General features: G+C 44.3%; 25 protein-coding genes. 20 read left to right on the forward strand and 5 right to left on the reverse strand.

The window, feature by feature from the left end; all coding sequences use genetic code 11:
- Positions 1-174: 174 nt before the first annotated feature.
- Entirely contained in the window at positions 175-3,330 is a 3,156-nt protein-coding gene (rne, locus tag L4D74_RS08560) for a ribonuclease E (RefSeq protein WP_428751712.1), read from the reverse strand.
- A 614-nt stretch (positions 3,331-3,944) separates the two neighbouring features.
- Here rne and rluC point away from each other — a divergent pair.
- The gene (rluC, locus tag L4D74_RS08565) at positions 3,945-4,883 is read left to right on the forward strand and encodes a 23S rRNA pseudouridine(955/2504/2580) synthase RluC (RefSeq protein WP_265673364.1); all 939 of its coding nucleotides are present in this window, start codon (positions 3,945-3,947) and stop codon (positions 4,881-4,883) included.
- 157 nt (positions 4,884-5,040) lie between these two features.
- Here the strand turns inward: rluC and L4D74_RS08570 are convergent, their stop codons facing one another.
- Positions 5,041-5,625, reverse strand: a complete 585-nt coding sequence (locus L4D74_RS08570) for a Maf family protein (RefSeq protein ID WP_428751908.1) — start codon at positions 5,623-5,625, stop codon at positions 5,041-5,043.
- Positions 5,626-5,760: 135 nt separating this feature from the next.
- Between L4D74_RS08570 and yceD the strand changes: the two genes are divergently transcribed.
- The 15 genes from yceD (at position 5,761) to L4D74_RS08645 (ending at position 19,134) form a co-directional block, all read left to right on the forward strand.
- Positions 5,761-6,285, forward strand: a complete 525-nt coding sequence (gene yceD / locus L4D74_RS08575) for a 23S rRNA accumulation protein YceD (protein WP_428751713.1) — start codon at positions 5,761-5,763, stop codon at positions 6,283-6,285.
- Positions 6,286-6,315: 30 nt separating this feature from the next.
- Positions 6,316-6,486, forward strand: a complete 171-nt coding sequence (rpmF, locus tag L4D74_RS08580) for a 50S ribosomal protein L32 (protein ID WP_031493499.1) — start codon at positions 6,316-6,318, stop codon at positions 6,484-6,486.
- A 9-nt stretch (positions 6,487-6,495) separates the two neighbouring features.
- Entirely contained in the window at positions 6,496-7,518 is a 1,023-nt protein-coding gene (gene plsX / locus L4D74_RS08585; protein ID WP_428751714.1) for a phosphate acyltransferase PlsX, read from the forward strand.
- Positions 7,519-7,526: 8 nt separating this feature from the next.
- The gene (locus L4D74_RS08590) at positions 7,527-8,477 is read left to right on the forward strand and encodes a beta-ketoacyl-ACP synthase III (protein ID WP_428751715.1); all 951 of its coding nucleotides are present in this window, start codon (positions 7,527-7,529) and stop codon (positions 8,475-8,477) included.
- Positions 8,478-8,533: 56 nt separating this feature from the next.
- Positions 8,534-9,457 (forward strand): ACP S-malonyltransferase, encoded by a 924-nt coding sequence (gene fabD, locus L4D74_RS08595; protein ID WP_428751716.1) that lies wholly within the window; start codon positions 8,534-8,536, stop codon positions 9,455-9,457.
- Between the two features lie 17 nt (positions 9,458-9,474).
- Positions 9,475-10,209, forward strand: coding sequence for a 3-oxoacyl-ACP reductase FabG (gene fabG / locus L4D74_RS08600; RefSeq protein WP_250616821.1), 735 nt, complete (start codon positions 9,475-9,477; stop codon positions 10,207-10,209).
- Between the two features lie 162 nt (positions 10,210-10,371).
- Positions 10,372-10,605 carry an acyl carrier protein gene (gene acpP, locus L4D74_RS08605; RefSeq protein ID WP_027697107.1) on the forward strand — a complete coding sequence of 78 codons (234 nt, stop codon included), beginning with the start codon at positions 10,372-10,374 and terminating at the stop codon, positions 10,603-10,605.
- 94 nt (positions 10,606-10,699) lie between these two features.
- On the forward strand, positions 10,700-11,941 hold the full coding sequence (gene fabF, locus L4D74_RS08610; protein ID WP_428751718.1) for a beta-ketoacyl-ACP synthase II: 1,242 nt from the start codon (positions 10,700-10,702) through the stop codon (positions 11,939-11,941).
- Between the two features lie 80 nt (positions 11,942-12,021).
- The gene (gene pabC / locus L4D74_RS08615; RefSeq protein WP_428751720.1) at positions 12,022-12,828 is read left to right on the forward strand and encodes an aminodeoxychorismate lyase; all 807 of its coding nucleotides are present in this window, start codon (positions 12,022-12,024) and stop codon (positions 12,826-12,828) included.
- Positions 12,822-13,838, forward strand: a complete 1,017-nt coding sequence (mltG, locus tag L4D74_RS08620; protein WP_428751721.1) for an endolytic transglycosylase MltG — start codon at positions 12,822-12,824, stop codon at positions 13,836-13,838. The genes pabC and mltG overlap by 7 nt, the downstream gene beginning before the upstream one ends.
- Positions 13,835-14,473 (forward strand): dTMP kinase, encoded by a 639-nt coding sequence (gene tmk / locus L4D74_RS08625; protein ID WP_428751722.1) that lies wholly within the window; start codon positions 13,835-13,837, stop codon positions 14,471-14,473. Before mltG ends, tmk begins: the two co-directional genes overlap by 4 nt.
- Positions 14,474-14,475: 2 nt before the next feature.
- Positions 14,476-15,432 carry a DNA polymerase III subunit delta' gene (gene holB, locus L4D74_RS08630; protein WP_428751723.1) on the forward strand — a complete coding sequence of 319 codons (957 nt, stop codon included), beginning with the start codon at positions 14,476-14,478 and terminating at the stop codon, positions 15,430-15,432.
- 254 nt (positions 15,433-15,686) lie between these two features.
- Entirely contained in the window at positions 15,687-16,454 is a 768-nt protein-coding gene (locus L4D74_RS08635; protein ID WP_428751724.1) for a TatD family hydrolase, read from the forward strand.
- Between the two features lie 455 nt (positions 16,455-16,909).
- Complete coding sequence (ptsG, locus tag L4D74_RS08640) at positions 16,910-18,343, forward strand: PTS glucose transporter subunit IIBC (protein ID WP_428751725.1); 1,434 nt, start codon at positions 16,910-16,912, stop codon at positions 18,341-18,343.
- A gap of 188 nt (positions 18,344-18,531) precedes the next feature.
- Positions 18,532-19,134: a hypothetical protein gene (locus L4D74_RS08645; protein ID WP_428751726.1), complete on the forward strand. Its 603-nt coding sequence runs from the start codon at positions 18,532-18,534 to the stop codon at positions 19,132-19,134.
- Between the two features lie 113 nt (positions 19,135-19,247).
- Here L4D74_RS08645 and L4D74_RS08650 read toward each other — a convergent pair whose 3' ends face one another.
- The 3 genes from L4D74_RS08650 to L4D74_RS08660 form a co-directional block, all read right to left on the reverse strand.
- Complete coding sequence (locus L4D74_RS08650) at positions 19,248-19,349, reverse strand: MetS family NSS transporter small subunit (RefSeq protein ID WP_106427128.1); 102 nt, start codon at positions 19,347-19,349, stop codon at positions 19,248-19,250.
- Between the two features lies 1 nt (position 19,350).
- A complete protein-coding gene (locus L4D74_RS08655) occupies positions 19,351-20,820 on the reverse strand; it encodes a sodium-dependent transporter (RefSeq protein ID WP_428751727.1) in 1,470 nt (489 codons plus the stop codon).
- Positions 20,821-21,299: 479 nt separating this feature from the next.
- Positions 21,300-21,896, reverse strand: a complete 597-nt coding sequence (locus L4D74_RS08660; protein WP_428751728.1) for an outer membrane protein — start codon at positions 21,894-21,896, stop codon at positions 21,300-21,302.
- A 169-nt stretch (positions 21,897-22,065) separates the two neighbouring features.
- Between L4D74_RS08660 and cydH the strand changes: the two genes are divergently transcribed.
- The 4 genes from cydH (at position 22,066) to L4D74_RS08680 (ending at position 25,920) form a co-directional block, all read left to right on the forward strand.
- The gene (gene cydH, locus L4D74_RS08665; RefSeq protein ID WP_390902881.1) at positions 22,066-22,158 is read left to right on the forward strand and encodes a cytochrome bd-I oxidase subunit CydH; all 93 of its coding nucleotides are present in this window, start codon (positions 22,066-22,068) and stop codon (positions 22,156-22,158) included.
- A gap of 7 nt (positions 22,159-22,165) precedes the next feature.
- Positions 22,166-23,329, forward strand: a complete 1,164-nt coding sequence (locus L4D74_RS08670) for a patatin-like phospholipase family protein (protein ID WP_428751729.1) — start codon at positions 22,166-22,168, stop codon at positions 23,327-23,329.
- 269 nt (positions 23,330-23,598) lie between these two features.
- Positions 23,599-24,816 (forward strand): sugar metabolism global transcriptional regulator Mlc, encoded by a 1,218-nt coding sequence (gene mlc, locus L4D74_RS08675; RefSeq protein ID WP_428751730.1) that lies wholly within the window; start codon positions 23,599-23,601, stop codon positions 24,814-24,816.
- A gap of 165 nt (positions 24,817-24,981) precedes the next feature.
- Positions 24,982-25,920 (forward strand): chemotaxis protein CheV, encoded by a 939-nt coding sequence (locus L4D74_RS08680; protein WP_265673382.1) that lies wholly within the window; start codon positions 24,982-24,984, stop codon positions 25,918-25,920.
- Positions 25,921-26,322: the final 402 nt, after the last annotated feature.

Here is a 26,322-nt window from a genome sequence, read left to right on the forward strand (position 1 = left end):
GAAACGTACGAGGTTGCGCATGCTACAGAAATGTGAGGAGAAGTTCAATAATGAAACGAAATGTGTATGTATTAAACTCGGTAAAAAAATGGGTTGCCAAGGCAACCCATTTTTATTTCTTGCTACTCACACTCTAATGTTAACGCATTAAGAAGTGTTTAAACCGATGGGTTATTAGTAGTTAGGCTTAGTCGTTGCTGCACCCGCAGAACTTCTTGCTACCTGACTACCCGCACCTTTCGGTGTGTAACGTTCAGTTCTGAAAGCCGCCGCTTTAACTTCGATGTCACCTAACTCAGCAACGCCTGGCGCTTTTGCCATTGCGGCGCTAGCGTGACCTTTAAAGCTAGATTTAGCTAGAACTTGTTTAGGGGCTTGCTTAGGTGCTTGAGCCGGTGCCTGTGCTGATTTTTTAACGACAGGTGCCGCTTCTACCGCTGCAGCCACTTTTTCTTCCGTTACCTCTACTTCTACAGTAACTGGTTCGGTAACAACCGTAGGCTCGTTAGCAACAGGTGCTTCAATCACCTCATTTTCAACGGCTTTAGCTTCTGCTGCTACTTCTGCTTCTACTACTTTAGCTTCCACAGCTTCTGTATCAGCAGCTTTAGTTTCAACAACGATAGCTTCAACGACAGGTGTATCGACCACAGCTGCCTCTGCGATAGGCGCTTTAACAACCGGTGCTTCTACTACGGTACTCTCAGTGATCGCTTGGTTTGCCATTGGTGCTTCTACAATAGCAGAACTTAGAATGATCACTTTGCCCATTGCCATTTCTGGACGAGCAACACCTGAAGTAATGGTTGACGTTGCAACCGTGCTTGTCGCTTCCTGCTGAGTTTTCTTAGGTGCTGGCTTAATAATGCCATAGCTTGGCATTACTTTACCCATTGCCATCTCTGGAGAGGCAACGCCACCTTTTCTTAGTCTAAACGGGTTAGGGCGACGATCGCGACCACGACGACGGCGTTGACCACTGGCACGCAGGTGACGAGGAGAGCGACGGTTACGACGTTGCTTCCCTTCTTCTTTTGCTGCTGGTGCGTCAGTATTTTGCGTATCAACAACGGCATCAACGGTTTTTGCTGCTTGCGTTGCTTTTTCGCTCTGAACTTTTAGGTTTTCCGTTTCTTGAGCAATAACTTCAACGTCTTGTTGAGCGTTTTGATCTTTAGTACGGATTTGCTTAGTCAGCTTACGACGTTGACGGCGTTCTTTGATCTTCGCTGTCTTCTCTTCAGTACGTGGTGCTTTTTCTTGCGTACGAGGCGCTGCTTTCTCAGCTTGAACATCAGCCGCTATTTGTTGACCTTGCTCAGCAACCTTCGACTTACCAGTAGACTCATCACGCTTTTTGTTGCGACGGTCTTGCGGTTTGTTACGACGGTTTTGTGACTTACGCGGCTCTTGAGCGGTTTCATTCTGCTCTTTTGCTGCGTCGGCGTCTTGTGTTGGCTTACGACGATTTTTGTTGCGATCGTTATCACGTGAATCGCGGTTGTCACGATTATTGCGACGACGCTGGTCATTGCGATTATTGCGACGAGGCTTATCACCGCGTGGCTTATCTTCTTTCTTAGGCTCAGTTGTTTCTTTCTTCGGTTCTTCTGAAGACGCAAAGAATGAGCTAATAGCGGAGAAGAAACGTGAAACTAGACCAGGTTTGTTGCTTTCTGGTGCTGCTTCAGCTTTTGCTGCAGGTTTAGGTGCAACTGGTGCTGGAGTAGCGAAGCCTTGAACAGCTGGTTGCTCGATCTTACGAGGCTTAATTTCAGATTCTGGCGCTTCTTTGCTTTCCGCTTCTTTCAGAGCATCAATCTTCTTAGGAAGTAGGTAAGAAAGTAGGTCGTGCTCTTCGCCATCACGTACACGAATCACCTCAAAGTGAGGTGTTTCCATATCTGAATCTGGAACAACTGTAATTTTAACTTCTTGAACGCGTTCAATGTGGTTAACAGAGCGACGCTTTTCATTAAGAAGGTAAGAAGCAATAGGCACAGGGACAATCGCCAAAACTTGGCAAGTGTTGTCTTTAAGTGCTTCTTCTTCAATTAGACGCAGAACAGACAGCGCTAAAGATTCATTGTCACGAACGACACCAGTACCTGTACAGCGTGGACAAATATGGTGACTTGCTTCAGCGAGTGATGGGCTTAAGCGTTGACGAGACATCTCTAGTAGACCGAAACGCGAGATGCGACCAATCTGGACACGAGCACGGTCAATACGAACCGCTTCACGTAGTCGGTTTTCAACTTCTCTTTGGTGGCGAACTGGCGTCATATCGATAAAGTCGATGACGACTAAGCCGCCCAAGTCACGTAGACGAAGTTGGCGAGCAATTTCATCTGCGGCTTCTAAGTTAGTATTTAGCGCGGTTTCTTCGATGTCACTGCCTTTAGTTGCACGAGCAGAGTTGATATCGATAGAAGTTAGAGCTTCTGTTGGGTCGATAACGATTGAGCCGCCAGATGGAAGACGAACTTCTCGCTGGAACGCTGACTCAATTTGGCTTTCAATTTGGTAGTGGCTAAACAGCGGTACTTCACCATCGTATTTTTTAACACGGCTAACAAAGTCTGGGCGTACATGCTCAATATGTTGTTTGGCGCGTTCATAAATGGTGTTGCTATCAATCAAGATCTCACCAATATCGCGACGTAAGTAGTCGCGTAGCGCACGAACAATAACGTTGCTCTCTTGGTGAATTAGGAAAGGTGCTGGGTTAGCGTCTGCGGCGTTTTTAATATTGCCCCAGTTGTTTAGAAGGAACTTCAAATCCCACTCTAGTTCTTCTGCACTTTTACCTACGCCAGCAGTACGGACGATAAGGCCCATACCTTGTGGTAGTTCAAGTGTGCTCAGTGCCGCTTTTAGTTCTGTGCGTTCTTCACCTTCGATACGACGAGAAATACCGCCAGCTCTTGGGTTATTCGGCATCAATACTAAGTAGCTGCCTGCTAGAGAGATAAATGTCGTCAGTGCTGCGCCCTTGCTGCCGCGCTCTTCTTTTTCAACTTGCACGATCACTTCTTGGCCTTCGCTTAACACATCTTTGATGCTTGGGCGACCTTGGTAGGTATAACCGGCTGGGAAGTATTCGCGTGCAATTTCTTTAAGAGGGAGGAAGCCATGGCGATCGGCACCGTAGTCAACGAACGCAGCCTCAAGGCTTGGTTCTACTCGTGTGATACGACCTTTATAGATGTTTGCTTTTTTTGATTCGTGACCTGGACTTTCAATATCTAGGTCAAATAGTCGCTGGCCATCGACCAGAGCGACACGCAACTCTTCTTTTTGAGTTGCGTTGATTAACATTCTTTTCATTGCGGAAATTCTCGTTTATTTTCTTTGTTTTCATCATTGCTCTTGTCACGAAGGTCGTAAATCGTGGTGCCTGATCCCATGGCTAATAATGTTGCAGCCTCCCGGCTGGAAGGGGATGCTCTGGGGCACTACAGTCATCACACAAGTCAAACTTGGGTGATCCGCATATGGCGGTAATACTCAAACACGAATACGTGAGTAGATGACAAGGCTGCCTTAATTATCAACGTCTTATGCCGTACGCAGCGTCTCAATATTAAGGGCTCTACTCATGGTGTAGTTTACGTAGGAATAATAGTGATAAATAGTTAAATCCAATCTAATTACCTTACGCAGCTGTGAACTATAGCAGCGCAGCGAAATATCAGCAATCAGCTTTACGACAAACCACAGAAAAAAACATGTTTTCCCTGGAGGGTTTTTAGCTAATTGGTTGAATTTTAGTCTTATTTCGAAAGTTTCTATCTTGGCTTGTCAAAATTGCATGAAAATTATCCACAGCTTGTCCTTGTAGAATAAATCAGGGGTGACTGAAAACAGTAAAGAGTGCTTTGCTTTGTTGTTGTGAAGAGAAAGCGTTATTTTCTTAGTGCTTTGGGTGTTATAATCGCCAAATGAGTGAAATAAGAACTAAAGTCCAATTTGTCGACATCGACGACGATATGGCTGGTCAGCGTATTGATAATTTCTTACGCAACCAATTAAAAAGCGTACCGAAAAGTGTGGTGTATCGAATTGTCCGCAAGGGCGAAGTTCGTGTTAATAAAAAGCGAGTAAAGGCTGAGTACAAGCTTCAAGCCGGTGACATTGTTCGTATACCACCTGTAACGATTGAAGAAAAAGAATCTGATGCACCGGTGAGTACAAAGCTCAACAAGGTCGCAGAGCTTGAATCTCACATCATCTATGAAGATGACCACGTATTGATTTTGAATAAACCTTCAGGTACCGCTGTTCATGGCGGCAGTGGTTTGAAGTTTGGTGCGATTGAAGCGTTGAGAGCGCTACGCCCTGACGCTCGTTTTCTTGAGTTGGTGCATCGTATTGACCGTGATACGTCAGGAATTTTACTGGTTGCCAAAAAACGTTCTGCTTTGAGACATTTGCAAGCTCAGTTCAGAGAAAAAACGGTACAGAAATATTATTTTGCCTTGGTAATGGGAAAATGGAAGCCAAGTTGTAAGGTGGTTAAAGCGCCTTTGCTTAAAAACGAAGTGAATAGCATCGTTCGAGTGAATCCAAATGGTAAAGCCTCTGAAACGCGATTTAAAGTGTTGCAAGCATTTGAAGAGGCAACGCTAGTTCAGGCTAGTCCTATCACGGGGCGTACCCATCAAATACGTGTGCATGCTCAATACACTGGCCACCCGATTGCGTGGGATGATCGCTATGGCGATCGCCGTTTTGATGCGTACACGGCAAAAGTGGGTTTGGACAGATTGTTCTTGCATGCTGCCAATATTATTTTTGTTCACCCTGCTACAGAAAAGCGTATGGAAATTCATGCTGAAATGGAACCGAAGCTCAAGAAAGCCATCGCTCAATTAAAATAAAATATGCCCCCTTTAGCTTTCTGGTTAAAGGGGAGATTAGCATCGTTTAATCGCTTATTGGGCGTGGGTCTCATCACGCTTGAGCGTCATTTTATTCGCTTGTCAGTCATCCCTATTTTGTTCGCTTCGTCCTATCCATGAGTTCATCCTGGATGACTCAGGTAAGCGGCGAGATGCCGTGTGCGTCAAGCATACTGACCAAATCAATTAACGGTAATCCAACTAGAGTGTTGGGATCTTTACCATTAAGTGATGAAAACAGAGTGATACCAAGACCTTCACTCATGAAGCTACCCGCGCAATATAGTGGCTGTTCAATGTCGACGTAGCGTTCAATTTGCCGTGAGGTGAGTGTTCTAAATGTCACGTCAAAAGTATCAACTCTTACGTCAGACTGTTGTGTTGTGGTGTTGTATAAGGCCAGCCCGGTATAAAAACGGATGGTTTTTCCGCTTTGTTGGGTGAGCTGAGCAATAGCATTGGTTCGCGTTAACGGTTTACCTATGATCGCACCATCAATGACACAAACTTGGTCACTGCCGATAATCAACGCGTTAGGTTCTGTGCATAGCGCTTTTGCTTTGCCCAGTGCGAGTCGCTGAACTAAGGCTTCTGGGGTTTCATCTGGCTGGGCGGTTTCGTCGAAATTCGGTGCTTTTGCTGTAAAATCTAGCCCTAGCTTACCAAGTAACTCTGCGCGGTAAGGGGAGGTGGATGCTAAAATTAGCTGAAATGATTCCATTTGTGCTGTCATTTTTTTATCATTCGTTCGGTTTTTAGAGTATTCTGAAGATTCTCAATCGTAAGGTGAAAAAAGTACAACTTTTTTGCCTTTTTCTTTGACTAAATTTGATTTGGAAGATAATATTCGCGCCCTATGCAGAAGGTAAAAATACCGCGAACGGTTGACCCGTCCAAGACAGCACAGAAAAGACTCGACTTTGATGGCATCATCCAAGTGAGTTTATTCAAGCGTCTTCACGAGTCGGTTGAGAGCGTAAAACGCGATGCGAACGTATCATTGTCCTTTGGGCATGATGAACAGCGATTAGTTGTTATCTCTGGTAAAGCTAACATCGAAGTCGACTTAGAGTGTCAACGTTGTAACGAGTCTTTCGCACATGAGTGCGAAGTTCAATTCACTTATACTCCTTACTATAGTGAGAAAAGTGAAGAAGAAGCACCTGAAGATTATGATTTGGTAGATCTTAATGAATACGGTGAAGTGGACTTGATACGAATGGTTGAAGACGAGTTCATCTTAAACCTGCCTCAAATAGCAATGCATGACGACGCAGATTGTAGCGTTAACTCAAATAATATGGTGTTTGGTGAAATTCCAGAAGAACTTGTGGAAGATAAACCGAATCCATTCGACGTTTTAAAAAGCTTAAAGAAATAATTTTTAAGCATTAACACAGGAGTAGGGTCAATGGCCGTACAAAAAAGCAAGAAGTCACGTTCTATGCGTGGCATGCGTCGTTCACATGATGCGCTAACTTCAGCTGCGCTATCTGTAGACGCAACTTCAGGTGAAACTCACCTACGTCACAATGTGACTGCTGACGGTTACTACCGTGGCAAAAAGGTTATCAACAAGTAAGGTTGACCTTTGCATAATATAACCGTTGCACTTGATGCAATGGGCGGGGATTTCGGTCCTTCCGTAACAGTGCCTGCCGCCGTGCAGGCACTGTCGCATTTCCCAGAGCTGAAAGTCATAATTGTCGGCGATCAAGCGTCGATACAAAACCAACTCAACGAATTGGGTTACCAGCGTAGCAGCCGTTTAACGGTAAGACACTGTGACCGAATCATCTCGAATTCAGAAAAGCCATCACTTGCACTTAGACATAGCCACGACACCTCTATGCGTGTCACGATTGACCTAGTCGAATCTGAGCAAGCTGACGCCTGCGTGAGCAGCGGAAATACGGGCGCTCTCATGGCACTTTCTCGTTTCCGTCTTAAGTTACTACCAGGCATTGATAGGCCAGCGCTTGTGACCGCGCTGCCAACCGCACAGGGCAATAAAACCTGGATGCTGGACTTAGGCGCAAACGCGTCAGTTGATGCTGACTCTTTATTTCAATTTGCGGTGATGGGCAGTGCACTAGCTGAACAACATTTGCGGAGAAAGCCAAGAGTGGCGATTCTCAATATTGGCGCAGAAGAGATTAAAGGCAATGATTTAGTCAAACGTTGCGCTGAAATGTTGTCGCAAACACATTCCATCCATTATATTGGTTATATTGAAGGTAATGAGTTACTTCATGATGCCGCGGATGTGGTTGTGTGTGATGGTTTTGTAGGAAATACAGTACTAAAGGCATGTGAAGGTACCGCTCAACTTTTTGTTGATAAGTTGAAAGCTCGCTTGTCTGCCTCAACGATAAAAGGATTGATAGCAAGAATATTGTTCTCTGATCTTATAAGTGAGGTGAAAACACTGAACCCCGACCAGTATAATGGGGCAAGTTTGTTAGGATTGCGCGGCATTGTCATTAAAAGCCATGGAAGTGCTGATGTCCCAGCACTTGTTAATGCTATAGGCGAAGCAGTCCATGAGGTGAGGCGCCAAGTGCCAAACCAAATAAGTGATCGTCTAGAAGCAGTGTTACTCGAGAGGCAATAATAGTCTTCATGTATAGCAAAATATTAGGTACAGGCAGCTACCTGCCGTCTCAGGTGCGTTCAAACGCAGACTTAGAGAAAATGGTAGATACGACAGATGAATGGATCGTAACGCGTACAGGCATTAAAGAACGCCGCATCGCTGCTGAAGATGAAACTGTTGCTGATATGGGGTATCACGCCTCAGTGAAAGCCATTGAAATGGCTGGTATCGATAAGAATGATATCGATATGATCATCGTTGCGACCACCAGCAGTAGCCATGCTTTCCCGTCTTCGGCGTGTCAAGTTCAAGCAAAGCTTGGTATTCAAGGATGTCCTGCATTTGATATGGCAGCCGCGTGTACCGGTTTTGTGTATGCATTATCGGTTGCCGATCAGCATATCAAAACGGGTATGTGCAAAAATGTACTTGTCATTGGCTCGGATTGTTTGTCTAAAACCGTCGAAGAACTTGATCGTTCGACGATTATTCTTTTTGGTGACGCCGCAGGTGCAGTTGTACTTGGCGCTAGCGAAGAACCTGGAATTTTATCAACTCATACCTACGCGGATGGTCGATTCGGCGATTTATTAAGCCTTGAGATGCCTGTTCGTGGTGGTGAGCTTGATAAATGGCTGAACATGTCGGGTAATGAAGTCTTTAAAGTTGCCGTGACGCAATTGTCTAAACTGGTTAAAGATACCCTTGCTGCGAATGATATGGATAAGTCCGATCTGGACTGGTTGGTGCCCCATCAAGCCAATTACCGTATCATTTCTGCGACGGCAAAAAAATTAGGTATGCCAATGGATCAAGTGGTATTGACGCTTGATCGCCACGGTAATACCTCGGCTGCGACTGTCCCTACCGCACTCGATGAAGCGGTACGTGATGGTCGAATTAAGCGCGGTCAGAACCTGCTACTCGAAGCCTTTGGTGGTGGATTTACTTGGGGTGCGGCGTTAGTCCGTTTCTAGCCCTAAGTGTCTAATAAACGAATTTAATATTGATTGCGTTGTTTAAGGAAATAGCGATGAGTAATTTTGCAATCGTGTTCCCAGGTCAGGGTTCACAAACTGTTGGTATGCTTGCCGAGCTTGGTGAGCAGTTCGATGTTGTTAAGCAAACATTTGCAGAAGCGTCTGAAGCGTTAGGCTATGACTTATGGTCACTGGTCCAAGAAGGTCCAGCAGAAGATCTCAATCAAACACATCGTACACAACCCGCTTTACTTGCGTCGTCTGTTGCAATTTGGCGAGTATGGCAAGAGCAAGGGCTAGAACAACCTAGCATGATTGCTGGTCATAGCCTTGGTGAGTACTCTGCGCTGGTATGTGCAGGTGTGATTGACTTTAAAGAAGCGATCAAATTGGTTCAGTTGCGTGGTCAGTTGATGCAAGAAGCGGTACCCGCAGGTGTCGGTGCAATGTACGCAATTATCGGCCTCGACGATGCGGCTATCGCTAAAGCGTGTGAAGAAGCAGCTCAAGATGAGGTTGTTTCTCCGGTAAACTTTAACTCACCAGGCCAAGTTGTTATTGCAGGTAACAAAGCCGCTGTAGAACGTGCTGGTGCTTTGTGTAAAGAAGCGGGTGCGAAGCGCGCACTGCCTTTACCTGTGTCTGTACCTTCACACTGTGCGTTAATGAAGCCAGCGGCTGAAAAATTAGCGATTGCTTTGCAAGACATTGAGTTTAGCGCACCAACACTGCCAGTGATTAACAATGTCGCGGTAGTAGCCGAAACTGATCCAGCTAAGATTAAAGAAGCGTTAGTGGCTCAGCTCTATAGCCCAGTTCGTTGGACTGAAGGCGTGACGAAGATGAGTGAAGAGGGTGTTGAAAAGTTATTTGAACTTGGCCCTGGCAAAGTATTAACCGGTCTAACAAAACGTATTGTTAAGACACTAAGTGCTGCTGCAGTTAATGATTCAGCGTCACTTGAAGCAGCAAAATAATAAGGAAAATTAACATGATGAACCTTGAAGGCAAGATTGCCTTAGTAACAGGTGCGAGTCGCGGTATTGGCCGTTCTATTGCTGAATTGCTTGTAGAGCGCGGCGCGACGGTAATCGGTACTGCTACGACGGAAAATGGCGCAGCTGCTATTAGTGAATATCTTGGTGAGAACGGTAAGGGTTTTGCGTTGAACGTAACCGATACTGCATCAATTGAGGCATCTCTTAAGCAAATGACAGAAGAGTTCGGCGCGATTGATATTCTAGTTAACAACGCCGGTATTACTCGTGATAACCTACTTATGCGTATGAAAGACGACGAGTGGACGGATATCATGGATACAAACCTAACGTCTATTTTCCGTCTTTCTAAAGCGGTATTGCGTGGCATGATGAAAAAACGTCAAGGACGCATCATCAATGTCGGTTCAGTTGTTGGTACTATGGGTAATGCTGGTCAAGCAAACTATGCAGCTGCAAAGGCTGGTGTTATTGGCTTTACTAAGTCAATGGCTCGTGAAGTTGCTTCGCGCGGTGTCACAGTAAATACTGTTGCACCAGGTTTTATTGAGACAGATATGACAAAAGCGCTGAATGATGAGCAACGAGCTGCTACACTAGCGAACGTACCTGCAGGTCGTTTAGGTGACCCTCGTGAAATAGCTTCAGCAGTTGTATTTCTTGCATCTCCAGAAGCGGCTTATATCACGGGTGAGACACTTCACGTGAACGGCGGCATGTATATGGTTTAATCTGCGCAACATTTGTGCATGATTTAAGTCAAAAATGTACTGAATTTCGGTTAAATTCGCGAAAATTGTGGTTTGACCAGCAAGGACCCCCTTGCAACTTTCAACAGTTCGAATAAACTACGGAAACATCGCATTGAGCGAAATCTGTAAAGGAAAAGAAAAATGAGCAACATTGAAGAACGCGTAAGAAAAATCATTGTAGAACAGCTAGGTGTAGACGAAGCAGAAGTTAAGAACGAAGCTTCATTTGTTGACGATCTAGGTGCAGACTCTCTAGACACAGTTGAGCTAGTAATGGCTCTAGAAGAGGAATTCGATACTGAGATTCCTGATGAAGAAGCAGAGAAAATCACTACTGTTCAAGCGGCTATCGACTACGTAAATAGCGCTCAGTAATATCTCTCCCAGGCGGCCTTCTGGCCGCCTGTGTTTTTTTAACCTCTTCTATCCTTTCAAATAGAAACATTTCAATCCCCCGGAGAAAAATATCATGTCCAAGCGTCGTGTTGTTGTCACTGGCATGGGTATGTTGTCACCGGTAGGCAACACCGTAGAATCTTCATGGAAAGCCCTATTAGAAGGTCAAAGTGGCATCGTTAATATCGAGCACTTTGATGCAACTGAATACTCCACTCGCTTCGCTGGTTTAGTCAAAGACTTTGATTACAGCGAATACCTCACCAAAAAAGATGCTCGTAAAATGGATTTATTTATCCAGTACGGAATCGTGGCAGGTATGCAAGCTCTCAAAGACTCAGGCCTAGAAGTTAACCCAGAAAACGCGCACCGTTACGGTGTTGCTATTGGATCGGGTATTGGTGGCCTAGACTTAATTGAAGCGGGATACAATGCGTTAGTAGGTAAAGGCCCACGTCGTGTAAGTCCTTTCTTTGTTCCATCAACCATCGTAAACATGGTTGCTGGTCAGCTATCTATTTTCGCAGGCTTACGTGGCCCGAATATCGCAATTTCTACAGCGTGTACTACTGGTTTGCATAACATCGGCCATGCCGCTCGCATGATCGCCTATGGCGATGCTGAAGCGATGGTTGCTGGTGGTTCTGAAAAAGCGTCAACGCCTCTAGGCATGGCGGGCTTCGGAGCTGCTAAAGCTTTGTCTACTCGTAACGATGAGCCACAAAAAGCGTCGCGCCCTTGGGATATCGATCGTGATGGCTTCGTGCTGGGTGACGGGGCCGGTATGATGGTTATTGAAGAATATGAGCATGCTAAAGCCCGTGGTGCTAAAATTTATGCTGAAATCGTTGGTTTTGGTATGAGTGGTGACGCTTACCATATGACATCACCTAGCGCTGATGGTTCGGGTGGTGCGTTAGCTATGGAAGCGGCAATGCGTGATGCAGGCGTAACAGGTGAGCAAATCGGTTACGTGAATGCACATGGTACATCCACCCCAGCAGGTGATATTGCCGAGATCAATGGCATTAAGCGTGCATTGGGTGAAGCTGGCTCTAAGCAAGTCTTGGTTTCTTCTACTAAGTCGATGACTGGTCACCTTCTAGGTGCTGCTGGTTCAGCTGAGGCAATCATTACGGTTATGTCTTTGGTTGATCAAATTGTTCCACCGACAATCAATTTAGACAACCAAGAGCCAGAAATTGATATTGACCTTGTACCGCACACCGCGCGCAAAGTTGATATGGAATATGCTCTGTGTAACTCATTTGGTTTCGGCGGAACGAACGGCTCGTTGATCTTCAAAAAGATTTAACCCTTTCGTTCAAAGAAGTCACTTGTAATCGAACGGCTTGATGCTTAGCATTAAGCCGTTTGTTTATTTAGGGAAGACACATGTTCTGGAGAGACGGAGAAATTATTGAAAAAGTGTCTGTATCAGACAGAAGTTTTCAATACGGTGACGGCTGCTTTACAACGATACTGACCAAACATGGCAATATCACGTTGTGGCCGCAACATGTTTCGCGCATGAACACCGCCCTCAAGGTGTTGCAGATCCCACAACCTAATTGGTTCACTGTCTATGAGCAGCTCACTTCTATCGCATTAACTGCGCCACTTGCAGGGTTAAAAATTCATGTAAGTCGCGGGTGTGGCGGCAGAGGCTATAGCCCCTCAGTTGAAGGGGAGCCAATCATTACGATCAGTTGTTTTACCTATCCAGAACATTATTTGTCATGGCGTGAAGACGGTTTATCTTTAATGCTGTGTAAGAGCAAATTAGGGTTAAACCCTTTGCTCGCGGGTATTAAGCATAATAACCGTTTAGAGCAAATATTGATGAAAGCGGAAATAGAGCAAACTCACTTTGATGATGGACTTGCCCTAGATCTGAATGACAATGTGATTGAAACAAGTATGGCGAACGTCTTTTGGGTGAGCAAGAATAAGGTTTATACGCCGACTCTTGTTAACTCTGGCGTGGCTGGGGTCATGAGAGCAGAGGTCATACAGGCGTTAAAGCACTTGCAGATAGAGTGCAATGAAGGTGACTATTCGTTGCCAGCACTATTGTCTGCGGATGAAATATTTGTCAGCAATTGTATTCTAGGGGTTGCGCCAGTGAAGAAAATTGAGGAAGCTGCCTTACCTATTGGTGGGGTCACCAGACGTATTCAGGAGTATTTAGGTCAGTGTTAAAGAAGCTGTTATTTATTATTATTGCGCTCGTTGCTTTAGCTCTAGGGGCGATGTTTTACGTGCAGAAGGGTGTTGATACATTTCTTGGGCAATCTTTGCGTATTGAATCACCTCAGTTGGTGACAATAAAGAGAGGAAACAGCCTTAATACTGTATTTTCACAGTTTCAAAAAAATGACTGGATTGATGAAAGTCCTTTTTCTCAGCTTGTCCGTCGTTTTCACCCTGAGCTTTCTCAGCTCAAAGTGGGTACTTTCCAACTCACACCAGAGATGACCCTCACTCAAGCCATTGATGTATTAAACGAAGGCATTGAGTATCAGCTGGCGATAACGTTTATTGAAGGTTCGACCTTTAAAGAGTGGCGTGAACAACTATCCGCTGCGGAGCATTTAAATCAAGTCGCGAGTGACATGTCGGAAGCCGATATTGCGGCGAAGCTTGATATCCCACAAAAAAAACTGGAAGGGTTATTTTTAGCAGAGACGTATCACTACGCTGTAGGAGATAGCGATCTTGATATTTTGCGTCGAGCTCATAACAAGCTAGACCGTATCTTGACGACAAATTGGAATAATAAGCAGCAAGGTTTACCGCTAAAAACACCTTATGAAGCGCTGATACTTGCCTCTATCATTGAAAAAGAAACGGCTGTGGCTTCGGAGCGTGAGCGTGTTGCTTCGGTATTCGTTAATCGTCTCAATCGTCCGATGCGCTTGCAAACCGATCCTACCGTTATCTACGGAATGGGGGAGCGATACGATGGGAACATCCGTAAGAAGGATTTACGTGAGAGAACCGCTTACAATACGTATGTTATTGATGGGTTGCCACCAACACCGATTGCTATGCCAGGGGAAGCATCTATACATGCTGCATTAAACCCTGAAAAAAGCCGCTACCTTTATTTTGTCGCCAGTGGTACTGGAGGGCATGTGTTCTCTAAAAATCTTAGAGACCATAATCGTGCGGTACAAAAATACTTAAAAACGATAAGAAGTCAGAAATGAGCCAAGCTAAATTTATTGTTATCGAAGGGCTAGAGGGTGCAGGCAAAAGCACTGCTATTCAAACTCTTCGCTCGGAACTAGAACGTTCAGGTATTGAGCGAATCACTAACACGCGAGAGCCTGGTGGTACCGCACTGGCGGAGAAAATGCGCGCCTTAGTAAAAGAAGAACACGCTGATGAGGCGTTGCAAGATCGTTCAGAGCTTCTTCTTATGTACGCGGCTCGAATTCAGCTTGTAGAAACGGTGATAAAGCCAGCTTTAGCACAAGGTATATGGGTGATAGGTGATCGCCATGATATGTCATCTCAGGCTTATCAAGGTGGTGGTCGACAAATTGATGAGTCGGTGATGAATTCACTTAAGCAAATCGCCATTGGAGATTTCAAACCTGACTTCACGCTTTATCTCGATATTGACCCGAAGTTGGGTTTAGAGAGAGCTCGTGGTCGTGGCGAGTTGGATCGAATTGAAAAAATGGACTTGAGCTTTTTTGAAAGAACCCGTGCTTCTTATTTGAAAATTGCAGAATCTGACGATAGCGTGGCAATCATTGACGCAAGCCAATCTATCGAGGGTGTACAGAAAAGCATTCAGGCGGCAGTGCAAACGTGGTTGATAGAGCAGAAGGGGTAACAGTGAAAAGCTATCCTTGGCTTGACGGGCTTTGGCTGCAACTCAAGCAGAGCCTTGATAATGAACGTATCCCTGGCGCCATGCTCATTCAGGCGCAGAAGGGCTTAGCCCCTGATGCGCTGATACACCAATACGTGTCTGGTGTGATGTGCCAGAACGATCATTCAGAGCCGTGCGGGTTTTGTCATTCCTGTGATTTACTGAAGAGTGAGTCGCACCCGGATGTTCACTACTTGTCGCCTGAAAAAGACAAGAAGGCGTTGTCTGTTGATCAAATCCGTCAGGCTAACAAATGGGCTCAGGAGTCTTCTCAGTTTGGTCGATACCGTATTATCGTAATACCGAATGCGGAAACCATGAATGTCTCGGCTTCTAATGCGTTGTTAAAGACATTAGAGGAGCCGCCTAAGCAGTGTTTATTTATATTGTCGACTGAGAATGCGAAGCTTTTGCTCCCCACGATACGAAGCCGTTGTGAAGTGTGGAACATTGCGTTGCCTAGTGCGAAAGCATGCTTGGAATGGGTTGGCGAACAGACGGGCAAGCTAGTGCCTGAATCTGCGGGCTACTTATGTAGTTATGAGCCATTAACGGTGTTGAACTTTATTAAAGAAAAACACGATAAATCTTATGATTTGATGATGGACGCATTCATAACCTTTCTACAAGGTAACCGTTTGGACACCTCGAGTGTTTGGGCTGAAATGTCGAAAAGCAAAATCGACCTTAACATTACCCTAGGTTGGTATTGGCACCTGCTTTGCGCGGCTCAAAAACAGGCCTTAGGACTTGATGGCGCCTATCACTTGAAAGACGCAGCCACGCTGGCTCAGTTATTTTCCTATGAACGTTTGTTTCAGCAAGGCAATCGGATTCAAGAGTTACGTAACCAGTTACGTTCAAATCCAGGGCTAAATGGCGAAGTGTTGTTTGCCAGTTGGTTGTATGAGTTTGAGTGATATAAGTCAACGCTGTACTGCCTAACGTAGCGAATAAGCTTTACGGTTTAGTAACTAGGTTCCAAGCCTCTAGTCGTTAATACGCTTAGCTAGTTATCGGCGTGGCGCTTACTGTGTCGATTTTAAAATATAGGCTGGTCACAGCCTATATTTTCCATTATTGATGTTTACCCTTTACTTCCATCATCCGCTATATTGTTTCATCATATACGCTATTCATTAGCGTCATTTATATTTTAAAAAGTACTTATTCTATGTTTGTAGACTCTCATTGCCATCTCGATAAGCTTAACCTAGACGGCCATCCGTCAGGGATTGAAGATATTGTTAATCAAGCCAAAGCAGCCAACGTACACCAGTTGCTTTCTGTCGGTGTTACCTTAGAGGCCTTTCCAGGGATGATGGAGCTCATTGAGCCTTACCCTGAAGTTATGGCGTCTTGTGGGGTTCACCCATTAGATGTAGAAAGCGCGTTTTCGCTTGCGACGTTTAAAGAGTATGTCGCGCACCCAAGGGTTGTTGCGGTGGGTGAGACAGGGTTGGATTACCACTATCAGCCAGAGACTGCAGCCCTGCAAAAAGAGCGGTTTGAGCAGCAAGTAGATGTCGCCGTGAACGTGAATAAGCCACTCATTATTCATACGCGCGATGCGCGTGAAGATACACTGGCTATTCTCCGTAATGGTGGTGCGGAACGTTGTGGTGGCGTGATTCATTGTTTCACGGAAGACCTTCCGTTTGCAGAAGCTGCGATGGAGTTAGGATTCTATATTTCTATTTCTGGTATTGTGACTTTTCGTCAAGCGACAGAGCTAAAAGAGGTGGTGAAGCAACTTCCACTGGAGCGACTTTTGATAGAAACAGACTCTCCGTATTTAGCCCCTGTTCCCCACAGAGGTAAGCAAAACCAGCCTGCTTATGTGGTTGAAGTCGCCGCCTATATCGCGCAATTAAAAGGCATTTCTTTACATGAAGTAGGAGAAAAAACGTCAGAAAACTACCGATCGCTTTTTTCTCTCTGATAATTAAGTTGGCGTGTTATTTAAACAAAAAGGATGCTTTAAGCATCCTTTTTTAGGATTGCAAGTCAAATGGTTAACGAAAGGTTAATGTTCACCAAAAATGTTGAAGTAAAATCGACCCTACGCCACAGTGTGTAATTACGTTACGTAAAATAACTTATAGGGCTATTTTATTTCTTGGGTGAAATTAATTGACATAAATGTAAACTGCTTATTATTCATGTGGTTATGAATGATAATTAATGGTTTTTAGAGTTTTTTTGACTGTGATCTACTCTGAGTTTTGAAACTTAACTTCGTAACACAGTAGAAAGTATTAGGTTCCTCAAGCTATATTTATCAACAGAAAATACAAATCATAATGTGGTTACATTTTCATTGGGTGCTAACATTTAAGGCTGCGGGGGTGTGCCGTTAGTGCCCATTAATCTAATAACTTTATCAGGAGCATAAACATGTTTAAGAACCTTTTTGCTAACCTGCAAAAAGTTGGTAAGTCACTGATGCTACCAGTATCGGTTTTGCCAGTTGCAGGTATTTTATTAGGGGTAGGCGCTGCCGACCTTAGCTTTATTCCAGACGTAGTATCTAACTTGATGGAACAAGCTGGTGGTTCAGTATTCGGTCAAATGGCATTGCTATTTGCTGTTGGTGTTGCACTAGGCTTTACTAACAACGACGGTGTTGCAGGTCTTGCTGCAATCGTAGGTTACGGCATCATGACAGCCACGCTAAGCGTGATGGCTGGTGTTATGGGTGTTGAAGGTATCGATACGGGCGTACTAGGTGGTATCCTAGTCGGTGGTGTTGCCGCGTGGGCATTTAACCGTTTCTACAAAATTCAATTGCCAGAATATCTTGGTTTCTTCGCTGGTAAGCGTGCAGTGCCAATTATTACTGGTTTCACAGCAATTGGTCTTGGTATCCTTCTTTCTATCATTTGGCCACCAATTGGCGGCGCGATCAGTGCATTCTCTGACTGGGCTGCACACCAAAACCCAACAGTTGCGTTCGGTATCTACGGTATTGTTGAACGTTCTCTGATTCCATTTGGTTTGCACCACGTATGGAACGTACCATTCTTCTTCGAAGCAGGTACATGTGTGAACGCAGCAGGCGAAACTCAAAACGGCGTTCTAACTTGTTACCTAGTTGCTGATGAAGCATCTCGAGCAGCAGGCAATGGCTTTGGTCAACTAGCTGGCGGTTACATGTTCAAGATGTTCGGTCTACCAGCAGCGGCAATTGCTATCGCACATTGTGCTAAGCCTGAAAACCGTGCGAAAGTAATGGGTATCATGGCTTCTGCAGCTTTGACTTCATTCCTAACGGGTATTACTGAACCAATCGAATTCTCTTTCCTATTCGTTGCTCCAATTCTGTACGCGATTCACGCTCTACTAGCGGGCTCTGCATACGTTGTTGCGAACATGCTTGGTTTTGTACACGGTACGTCTTTCTCACACGGTCTAATTGACTTCCTAGTACTTTCTGGCAACGCTCAGAAGATGGGTCTAATGATTGGTGTTGGTCTGGTTTACGCGGCGATCTACTACTTTGTATTCCGTACTGTTATCACAGCAATGGATCTTAAGACTCCGGGTCGTGAAGATGAGTCAGACGACGCAGCCGCAGCTCAGTCTGGTAGCGACATGGCTGGCGAATTAGTTGCTGCATTTGGTGGCAAGGCAAACATCACAGGTTTAGACGCATGTATCACTCGTCTACGTGTTGCAGTAGCTGACGTAGAACAAGTTGACCAAGATAAGCTTAAGAAGCTTGGTGCAGCTGGTGTGGTAGTGGTAGCGGGTGGCGTACAAGCTATCTTCGGTACTAAGTCAGATAACTTGAAAACAGATATGGATGAGTGGATTCGTAACCACGGTTAATCTCTAATTTGTTAAGTGACTATCAAGGGAAGCATTTGCTTCCCTTTTTTCTATCTGAACCTTGTCTTCCCCCTTTCCTTGTCATGACATAGTGATCACCTCATTCACTAAAATCTCTGCAATTTTGTTATACCCATAAACGCTCTCGACAAATAGAAGAGCGGTCGCACTAAGCAGAGAACAAACACATGAAATCAAAACTCAAACTCGGTATCAGTTTAATTAGTCTGATGTTCGTTTCTACCTTCTCATTCGCTGCAGGCAATACTGCAGGTGGTGAGGAAGAGTGGCAGATCGTTGAAGAAGGCAGTACCAATACAGCCGCTGCTAAACAATCCACGAACACCAGCCGTACCGCTTCTTCGAATAGCAACGCATCATCGAGTCAAGCTCAATCAAAGCCAGCAAAGTCGAGTAGTCAACGATCTTCCAGTCGAAGTAGCGGCGGTAATGGCGGGTTTAAAATTGGTATGGGGCTGGATCAAGGCTTGAGCGTAGTTGGTCAAATCAACAACCAGGTCAACTTTGCGATTGGCAATGATGGTATTGCGGCAGACTACATTTTTAATCGTGGTCGTTTTGGTGGCGATGTGCCGTTCACCTGGTTTGCTGGCGTCGGTGGTCAAATCAAACGTTCTGATAACTTCGGTCCGCGAATTGCGCTTGGTGTCGAACTTGATATCTCGAATGGTTGGGATGCTTATGCGCAGTTAACACCCAATATGATGTTCCACAAGAGTGATTTGAAATTAGGGATTGGAGCGGGTATTGGTATTCGTTACAGTTTTTAAAAGTAAAGACGGAATGCATCCCCAATAAGAAAGCCAGCATGAAGATGCTGGCTTTTATGTTATTGCCCTAACTGTTCTGGTGAAGGGCGTTAAGAAGTATTGAAAGCGATAGGCTACTTATGGTTTTTATCCATGGCTTTTTTGATGCAGTAAGATGCACCACCCCATGTAATACCTAGCCCTAAAACCATCATAATAATTGCACTTGTTGTCATTTTAAGCGTCCTTCTTACTAGTAACATTGACGGCAACACCAACGACGACGAGCAGCCCCATGAGTCCCCAGCCAAGTAGCATGAGATCAAATTGCGCGTAGCCGCCATAACCCTCAGTGATAAGAGTTTGGAACTTTGTTGCAACAATCATTGCGAGAATAACTGGCGTGATAAAGCGTAAGCAGATGTCGAACCAAGCACCAATTGAAAAGTCAGAAACCTTGTTAACATATTCACGTACATCGGCAATTTTTAGTAGCCATGCCATGAGAATAATCTCAATGAAGCAGCTCACAACAATGCCAACGTTATTCGCGAAGTGGTCAACTAAATCTAGTAGTAATAGACCGCCATTAGTTGCAAACGCCATGGAAATAATGAGGCCAGCACCACAAATGATCGTGGCCGCTTTTTTACGACTCCAGTTCAGCTTGTCGATGACTGCAGAGGTAACCGCTTCCATGATAGAAATATGTGAGCTTAGACCAGCAATCACGAGAGCAAAGAAAAACAGTGGCCCTAAGATGTACGGTGCTGGTAATAAGTTAATTGCCGCAGGTAGAGTAACAAATGCTAAGCCTACGCCCGCTGTAACGACCTCTGTTAGTGGTTTACCTTGCTCTTGAGCCATGTAGCCAAGTACAGAGAAAATCATGATACCAGCTAGGATAGAGAAGCCACAGTTAATCAATACTGTCATGAAAGCATTGTTAGTAATGTCCGACTTTTCAGGCAAATAGCTTGAATAAGCGAGCATGATGGCAAAACCAATACTTAGCGTGAAAAAGATTTGACCATAAGCGGCAGCCCAGACTTTCATGTCCCAGATTTTACTGAAATCGGGTTCGAATAGGTAGTTAACACCGTTGAGTGCGCCAGGAAGAAATATCATGCGACCAATAAGTAGAATTACCATGATGAACAAGATAGGCATCATGATTTTTGCTGCTCTCTCAATCCCTGCCTTTACACCACCAGCAATAGCGGAGTAGGTGATTGCCCAGGCAATGAGCATTGCGCCAGCAATTTTCCACTGAATAGCGCCAAGGCTAGTTGGCGAGTTGTCGCCTAGCTGTAGGTATTCACTAAAGAAGAAGGCATTAGTGTCGGTTCCCCAGCTTTGAGTAAACGACATGCCAAAATAAGAAATTGCCCAACCAATAACTGCGACATAGTAGACGGCGATTGTTGCCGCAACTCCGACTTGAAACCATCCGAGCCATTCAAACTTGGCGTTAATTTTACTGAGTGTTTTTGGTGCAGAGCCTCGGTATTTTTGACCCATACTGAATTCGAGAATCATGAATGGAATACCGGCTGTGATCATGGCAAAAAGGTAAGGAATAAAGAATGCACCGCCACCATTTTCGTAGGCCATGTAAGGGAATCGCCAAATATTGCCGAGTCCGATTGCCGACCCCACTGCTGCAAGAATAAATCCGGCGCGGGATCCCCACTGTTCGCGTTTCATAGTTAACTCCTTTTACTACATCGTCTGCGACATAAAATGCTATTCAAGGAATAGCGAGCTGCACCAATTATTAAATGTCATTTGTTATGGTGAGCCAATTATCGGTTGTGTTGTGTTTTATTTGTGGTTTTTTATGCTGGTAACATGGCATTATCGTAGTGATATAAACCATATTTACTAGCGCTTAGTATTGAAAGTTAAAATTTTCAACTAAGTGTGAGGTTAAGATTACCCATGTTATAGAGTGTTGGCAATAGATTGCGTTTGTATAGGGGGGTATCTTTGGTAGATGAATCATCTATGAAATGTTGCTTTTTGGGTTTTGTATGCTGACTGTGATATCTATCGCAAATCAATCCATAATTAGGGGTTTTATAAATAGAGTAAACCACTAAATTTTATTTTAGACGTAGTCTCTAAAATATGTGCTACAAACCAATATAAATATCGATGTGTAAGCGGCAGGGTATTGTTTGATACTAAAATTTGACGCTCACGCCAATATTAGTCTGAAATTGATTCATCCATTGTGTGTTAAAGCCAATAAAGCAACTTTGGTCGTTAGTGGGTAAATTACACACCGAGACGGTTTCATTACTCACGACGGTACCTTGCCATCTTGCTTGACCGTTGAGGAATAAGTGAGGCATTAGCTGGTATTCAATCCCACCGAAAATGCTTGCGGCAAAGCCTGTTTGAGACTTAGTCCAGTCTGCTGAAATGTGTGAAGCGCCTAATCCAGCCCCAATATAGGCGAGAGTTTTCTCGGCTACTTGGTACTCTGCGCTGCTTTGTAGCTGTAAGTACTGTATCTTTGAATCCAAATTCAACGTATCAAGAGATGAGTTTTGCTGTGAATAGAACGCACCAATGCGTCCATTTAATAGCGGAAACTCGACGGCAAGTGCTAGATTGCTTGAAGGAGAAATGTCATAGGTTTTATTGTCACCATCAACGGCAGTCCCTCCAATGCTATAGCCAATGAACGGCGTAACGATGACGTTGGCGAAAGAGAGTGAAGGCGTGGCAATTAAAACAAAGAAAGTGGCGATGATCTGGCTAATAAACTTAGTCATAAGGCTTCTCCTTCATTGAGCTGATGGTGTTTGTGTCATTAGCGTAATTGACCAGTTTGTACTAACGTTTAAACATAGTGTGACAGTAACATCATAATTTTGAAGTCGTTATTTCCGTATTGGTATACTGTGTCACAATAGTAAACACAATGTTACATTTGGAGGTTGTATGGACTTTAATTTAAAAATGGCGCTTAGTATTACTACAATAGCATTTTCGATCATTCTTGCTTTTGGCTTCACTGCAATTTTGGCCGCTTAGCTACGTTATGGCAAATACAGGTGTGGTAACGGACTCCCATGCTGCTATTGATCCTAAACGCTTTAGACAGTACGTAGGAGGTAAGACTGCGCTAATTGCACAAGGAGGAGGACAGCGTAGTATTTTTACCTCTGGTGTTCTTGATTCTTTTCTACTTTCTAACTTTGACCCTTTTGATGAGTTTTATGGTACCTCGGCAGGGGCGCTTAACCTGTGTGCGTATTTGGCGCGTCAACCTGGTTTGGGGCGAGCATTTCTGCTGGATTTAACTACGGATCCACAATTTTTTAATGTCTTCAGTTTTATCCGTAAGAAGCAGTCACTGAATCTCAAGTGGGCGTTGGATAAATTATATGATTATCCTTATAAGCTTGATATTGATATGGGGCGGCGTTCCATGGGGCATCGGCGAGCTTTTGCGGCTGTGACGGACACTTTAACTCTGAAAGATCACTATTTACCCATGCTACAAGATGATTGGTATTGGGTAATGATGGCGACAAGTGCCATACCAAATTTGTTTGATGGTTCGGTGTCGGTGCATGGACGTGAGTACATTGATGGAGGGGTCTCTGCATCGATTCCGGTTCAGGAGGCATGGCGACAAGAAAATCGTATGATGGTGGTGATTCGTACCGAGGAACAACTCACACAGGAAGAGCCCATCGTATCAGATCAGCCGCAGGTGACTGAGCCGCCAACGTGGTTTCGTGAGTCACTAAATAGTGTTCAACTACAATGGCAAGACAAGTTAGAACAATGGTCTAAGGACTGGAACGGATTCTTTGACCTCCAGCTAAGTAAAGCCGAAGCCCAGAAACATTCTCAGCACCTTAATATGATTAATGGTGGTCGCTGGCTATTTGGTGGCGCTGATATCTATCGCCTTAGTCATGTGTTTGGTGAGAAATTCGATGCTGGTCTTGCGGATATGCTAATGGTGCATTATCAGACTTATTCGTTGACGAGCACCTTTTTATCCTTGCCTCCGGATGACTGTTTCATTATGCAAATAGCGCCAAGCAGAGCGTTGAAAACATCATCGTTGATGAGTAAAAAAGATGACATTTTGCATGATTACCAATTAGGTCTAGAAGCTGGATTTCAGTTTATAGAACACTATCAAAGCCTAGTGACAAAGCCGCAAAACTCAAACCGATTCTTTATCTAAAAAGTCAAAAACACTGTATCGAAGAGCGCTGAAAATCACTTATTTCTCGTGGATTAATAAGTGCATTTTTAGTAATGCTTTTGGTGTGTTTTTCTTGTGCTGGTGTAATATTCTTTCATTGTTTTAGGCGCAGTTTTGATGAGTAACATGACCTGCACCCCAAACTTTGCCCTATATGCGTGATGTTTGTCACGGCGATTCACCAAACTGCTTCACAATTACTTCGCAAAGTAAAAAAATTGCTAGGTTGTTGTTTTTTGGAGTGCAAGATGTACATGGCTCAACCTGGGCATATCGACCATATCAAGCAGGTCAATGCTGGTCGTGTGTATAAATTAATAGACCAATTTGGGCCTATATCGCGCATCGATTTGTCGAAATTAAGTGGCTTAGCGCCAGCGAGTATTACGAAGATCACGCGAGAACTTATCGCTGCACACCTTATTCATGAAACGGCGGTTCAAGAAGCGATCAGTCGTGGTCGTCCTGCTGTTGGTTTACAAACGAATAATCAAGGATGGCAATTCTTATCGATGCGTTTGGGGCGAGGATATTTAACCATCGCGCTTCATGAGCTTGGTGGGGATGTCCTCATTGATACTAAGATAGAAATTCATGAAGTTGATCAAGACGACGTTATCGCTCGTCTCTTATATGAAATCGAAGAATTTTTTGAAACCTACACCAACGAGCTAGACCGTGTCACCAGTATCGCGCTAACACTGCCTGGTTTAGTCAATACCGATCAGGGTATTGTGCTGCAAATGCCGCATTACAACGTGGCTAACTTCCCGATTGGTGCGGAAATATTTAACGCAACTGGCCTCCCGGTATTTGTCGCGAATGATACTCGTGCATGGGCGCTGGCTGAGAATTTATTTGGTCATTCTCAAGATTGTGATAATTCGGTTCTGATTTCCATTCACCATGGTTTAGGGGCGGGCATTATTCTTGATGGACGCGTGCTACAAGGCCGCCATGGTAACATTGGTGAACTCGGGCATATTCAGATTGATCGTAACGGATTGGATTGCCACTGTGGCAACAAGGGCTGTTTGGAAACCGTTGCGAGTTCGCAGGCTATTCGACGAGAAGTCTCCCAACGCATAGCAAATGGTGAGACGTCAGTATTGGCTGAGCAAGAAGAAATTAGTGTTGAGGCTATTTGTGAGGCTGCCGCCAATGGCGATCCACTTGCTGTGAATGTTATCGAAAAACTAGGGGACAACCTCGGTTCTGCTATCGCGATAGTCATTAACCTCTTTAACCCTGAAAAAGTGTTAATTGGCGGGGTTATTAATCAGGCAAAAGATATTTTATACCCAGCAATTCAACGCTGTATAGAGCAGCAAAGCCTACCCGTTTATACTCAAGATCTTAAATTAGTAGAGTCTCGGTTTTATAAGCAAGCAACGATGCCCGGTGCGGCATTGGTGAAGCAAGCGTTGTATGATGGTGTATTACTCATGAAAGTCATCGAAGGCTAGTCATCGACGTTTCTACCGTGTGTATTGTACGTGTGTATCGTATTTCACTGTGCGTAGGGTGCTTGTTGAGCGTCATAGTTTTGATGTTTTGTCGCAAAACTTCTTGTCCAAGATGTTGATTACATGAGATAAGGACTCTAGTAACTGTTTTTCCAAGGAAATCTCATGTCGAGCGTATTAAGTTCAGTTGATCAAAGAACGCAGCTGGTGGGTGAAAACCGTCTAGAGCTGCTGATGTTTAACTTAAATAGCCGTCAGACGTTTGCTATTAACGTATTTAAAGTTAAGGAAGTGCTAAAGCTTCCCCCTCTTACTCAACTTCCCGGCTCGCACCCTAGTATTTGCGGCATAGCGTCACTTAGAGGCGTTTCTGTTCCTGTTATTGATTTAAGACGAGCGGTAGGGTTTCCTAGACCCGCAGAGGGCGGAGATCACAACCTGATTATCACCGAATACAATCGTACGGTGCAGGGCTTTTTAGTGGGCGAAGTGAAGAACATCGTTAATACCACATGGACAGAGATTCAGCCTCCTCCAAGAACGGTCGGTCGGGCGAATTATCTCACTGCTATCACTAAGGTAGAGGAAGGAGAGCACGTCCATTTGGTTGAAATTATTGATGTTGAGAAAGTACTCGCCGAGATCATTGATTATGACGTTTCTATTTCAGAAGAAACGCTAGACACTGCGTTACTTCCTCATTTAGCAGGTAAAAAAATCTTAATAGTAGATGACTCTTCTACCGCCAGAAATCAAGTTAAGGGTACTTTGGAGCAATTGGGTGTAGAAATTATCGAATGCTTCGATGGTGCTATGGCATTAAGGCTATTGAAGCAATGGTGTGATGAAGGCATTGATGTTTGTTCTGAGCTATTGATGATGATTACTGATGCAGAGATGCCTGAGATGGATGGGTACAAATTGACGCATGAAGTTCGAAATGATCCTCGCATGAGTCAACTCTATATCACATTGAATACCTCGTTAAGTGGTAGCTTTAATGATGCCATGGTTGAAAAAGTGGGTTGTGATCGCTTTATTTCTAAGTTCCAGCCAGATTTACTTGTCGATGTTGTTCAACAAAGAATGAGCCAAATCCTATAGAGTTGATACTCTAGTTGCGTGATTACAATCTGAGCGTTTAGCGTGCTATAATTGACATGTATCTATCTCCACCTAGAGATAGATACAGTGAACTATAATTCTACTGACGAAAGGTTGTTCCATCAGAATGATTTGGCTAACTTCAAAAGTCGTAATGACTCTAAGTTTACTAATATTCAGGGAATGGAAAAAAAGACGTACGGAAGCGCCAGTTGAAATAGATCGGTAATGTCATGGAGCGATTAGCACCATGACGACCGAGGAACTGAACTTAAAAGGGAGTATTTACTCCCTTTTTTCTCATCTGTTATTTGGTAAATAAGGGTGTAACGTAGAATGGCATTATTGAATTATTCACGATTGAATTAGTGTAGCCACAATGCCAAGCCTTAGCGTTCGGTT

The organism is Vibrio cionasavignyae (assembly GCF_050337155.1).
Lineage (GTDB): Bacteria > Pseudomonadota > Gammaproteobacteria > Enterobacterales > Vibrionaceae > Vibrio > Vibrio nomapromontoriensis.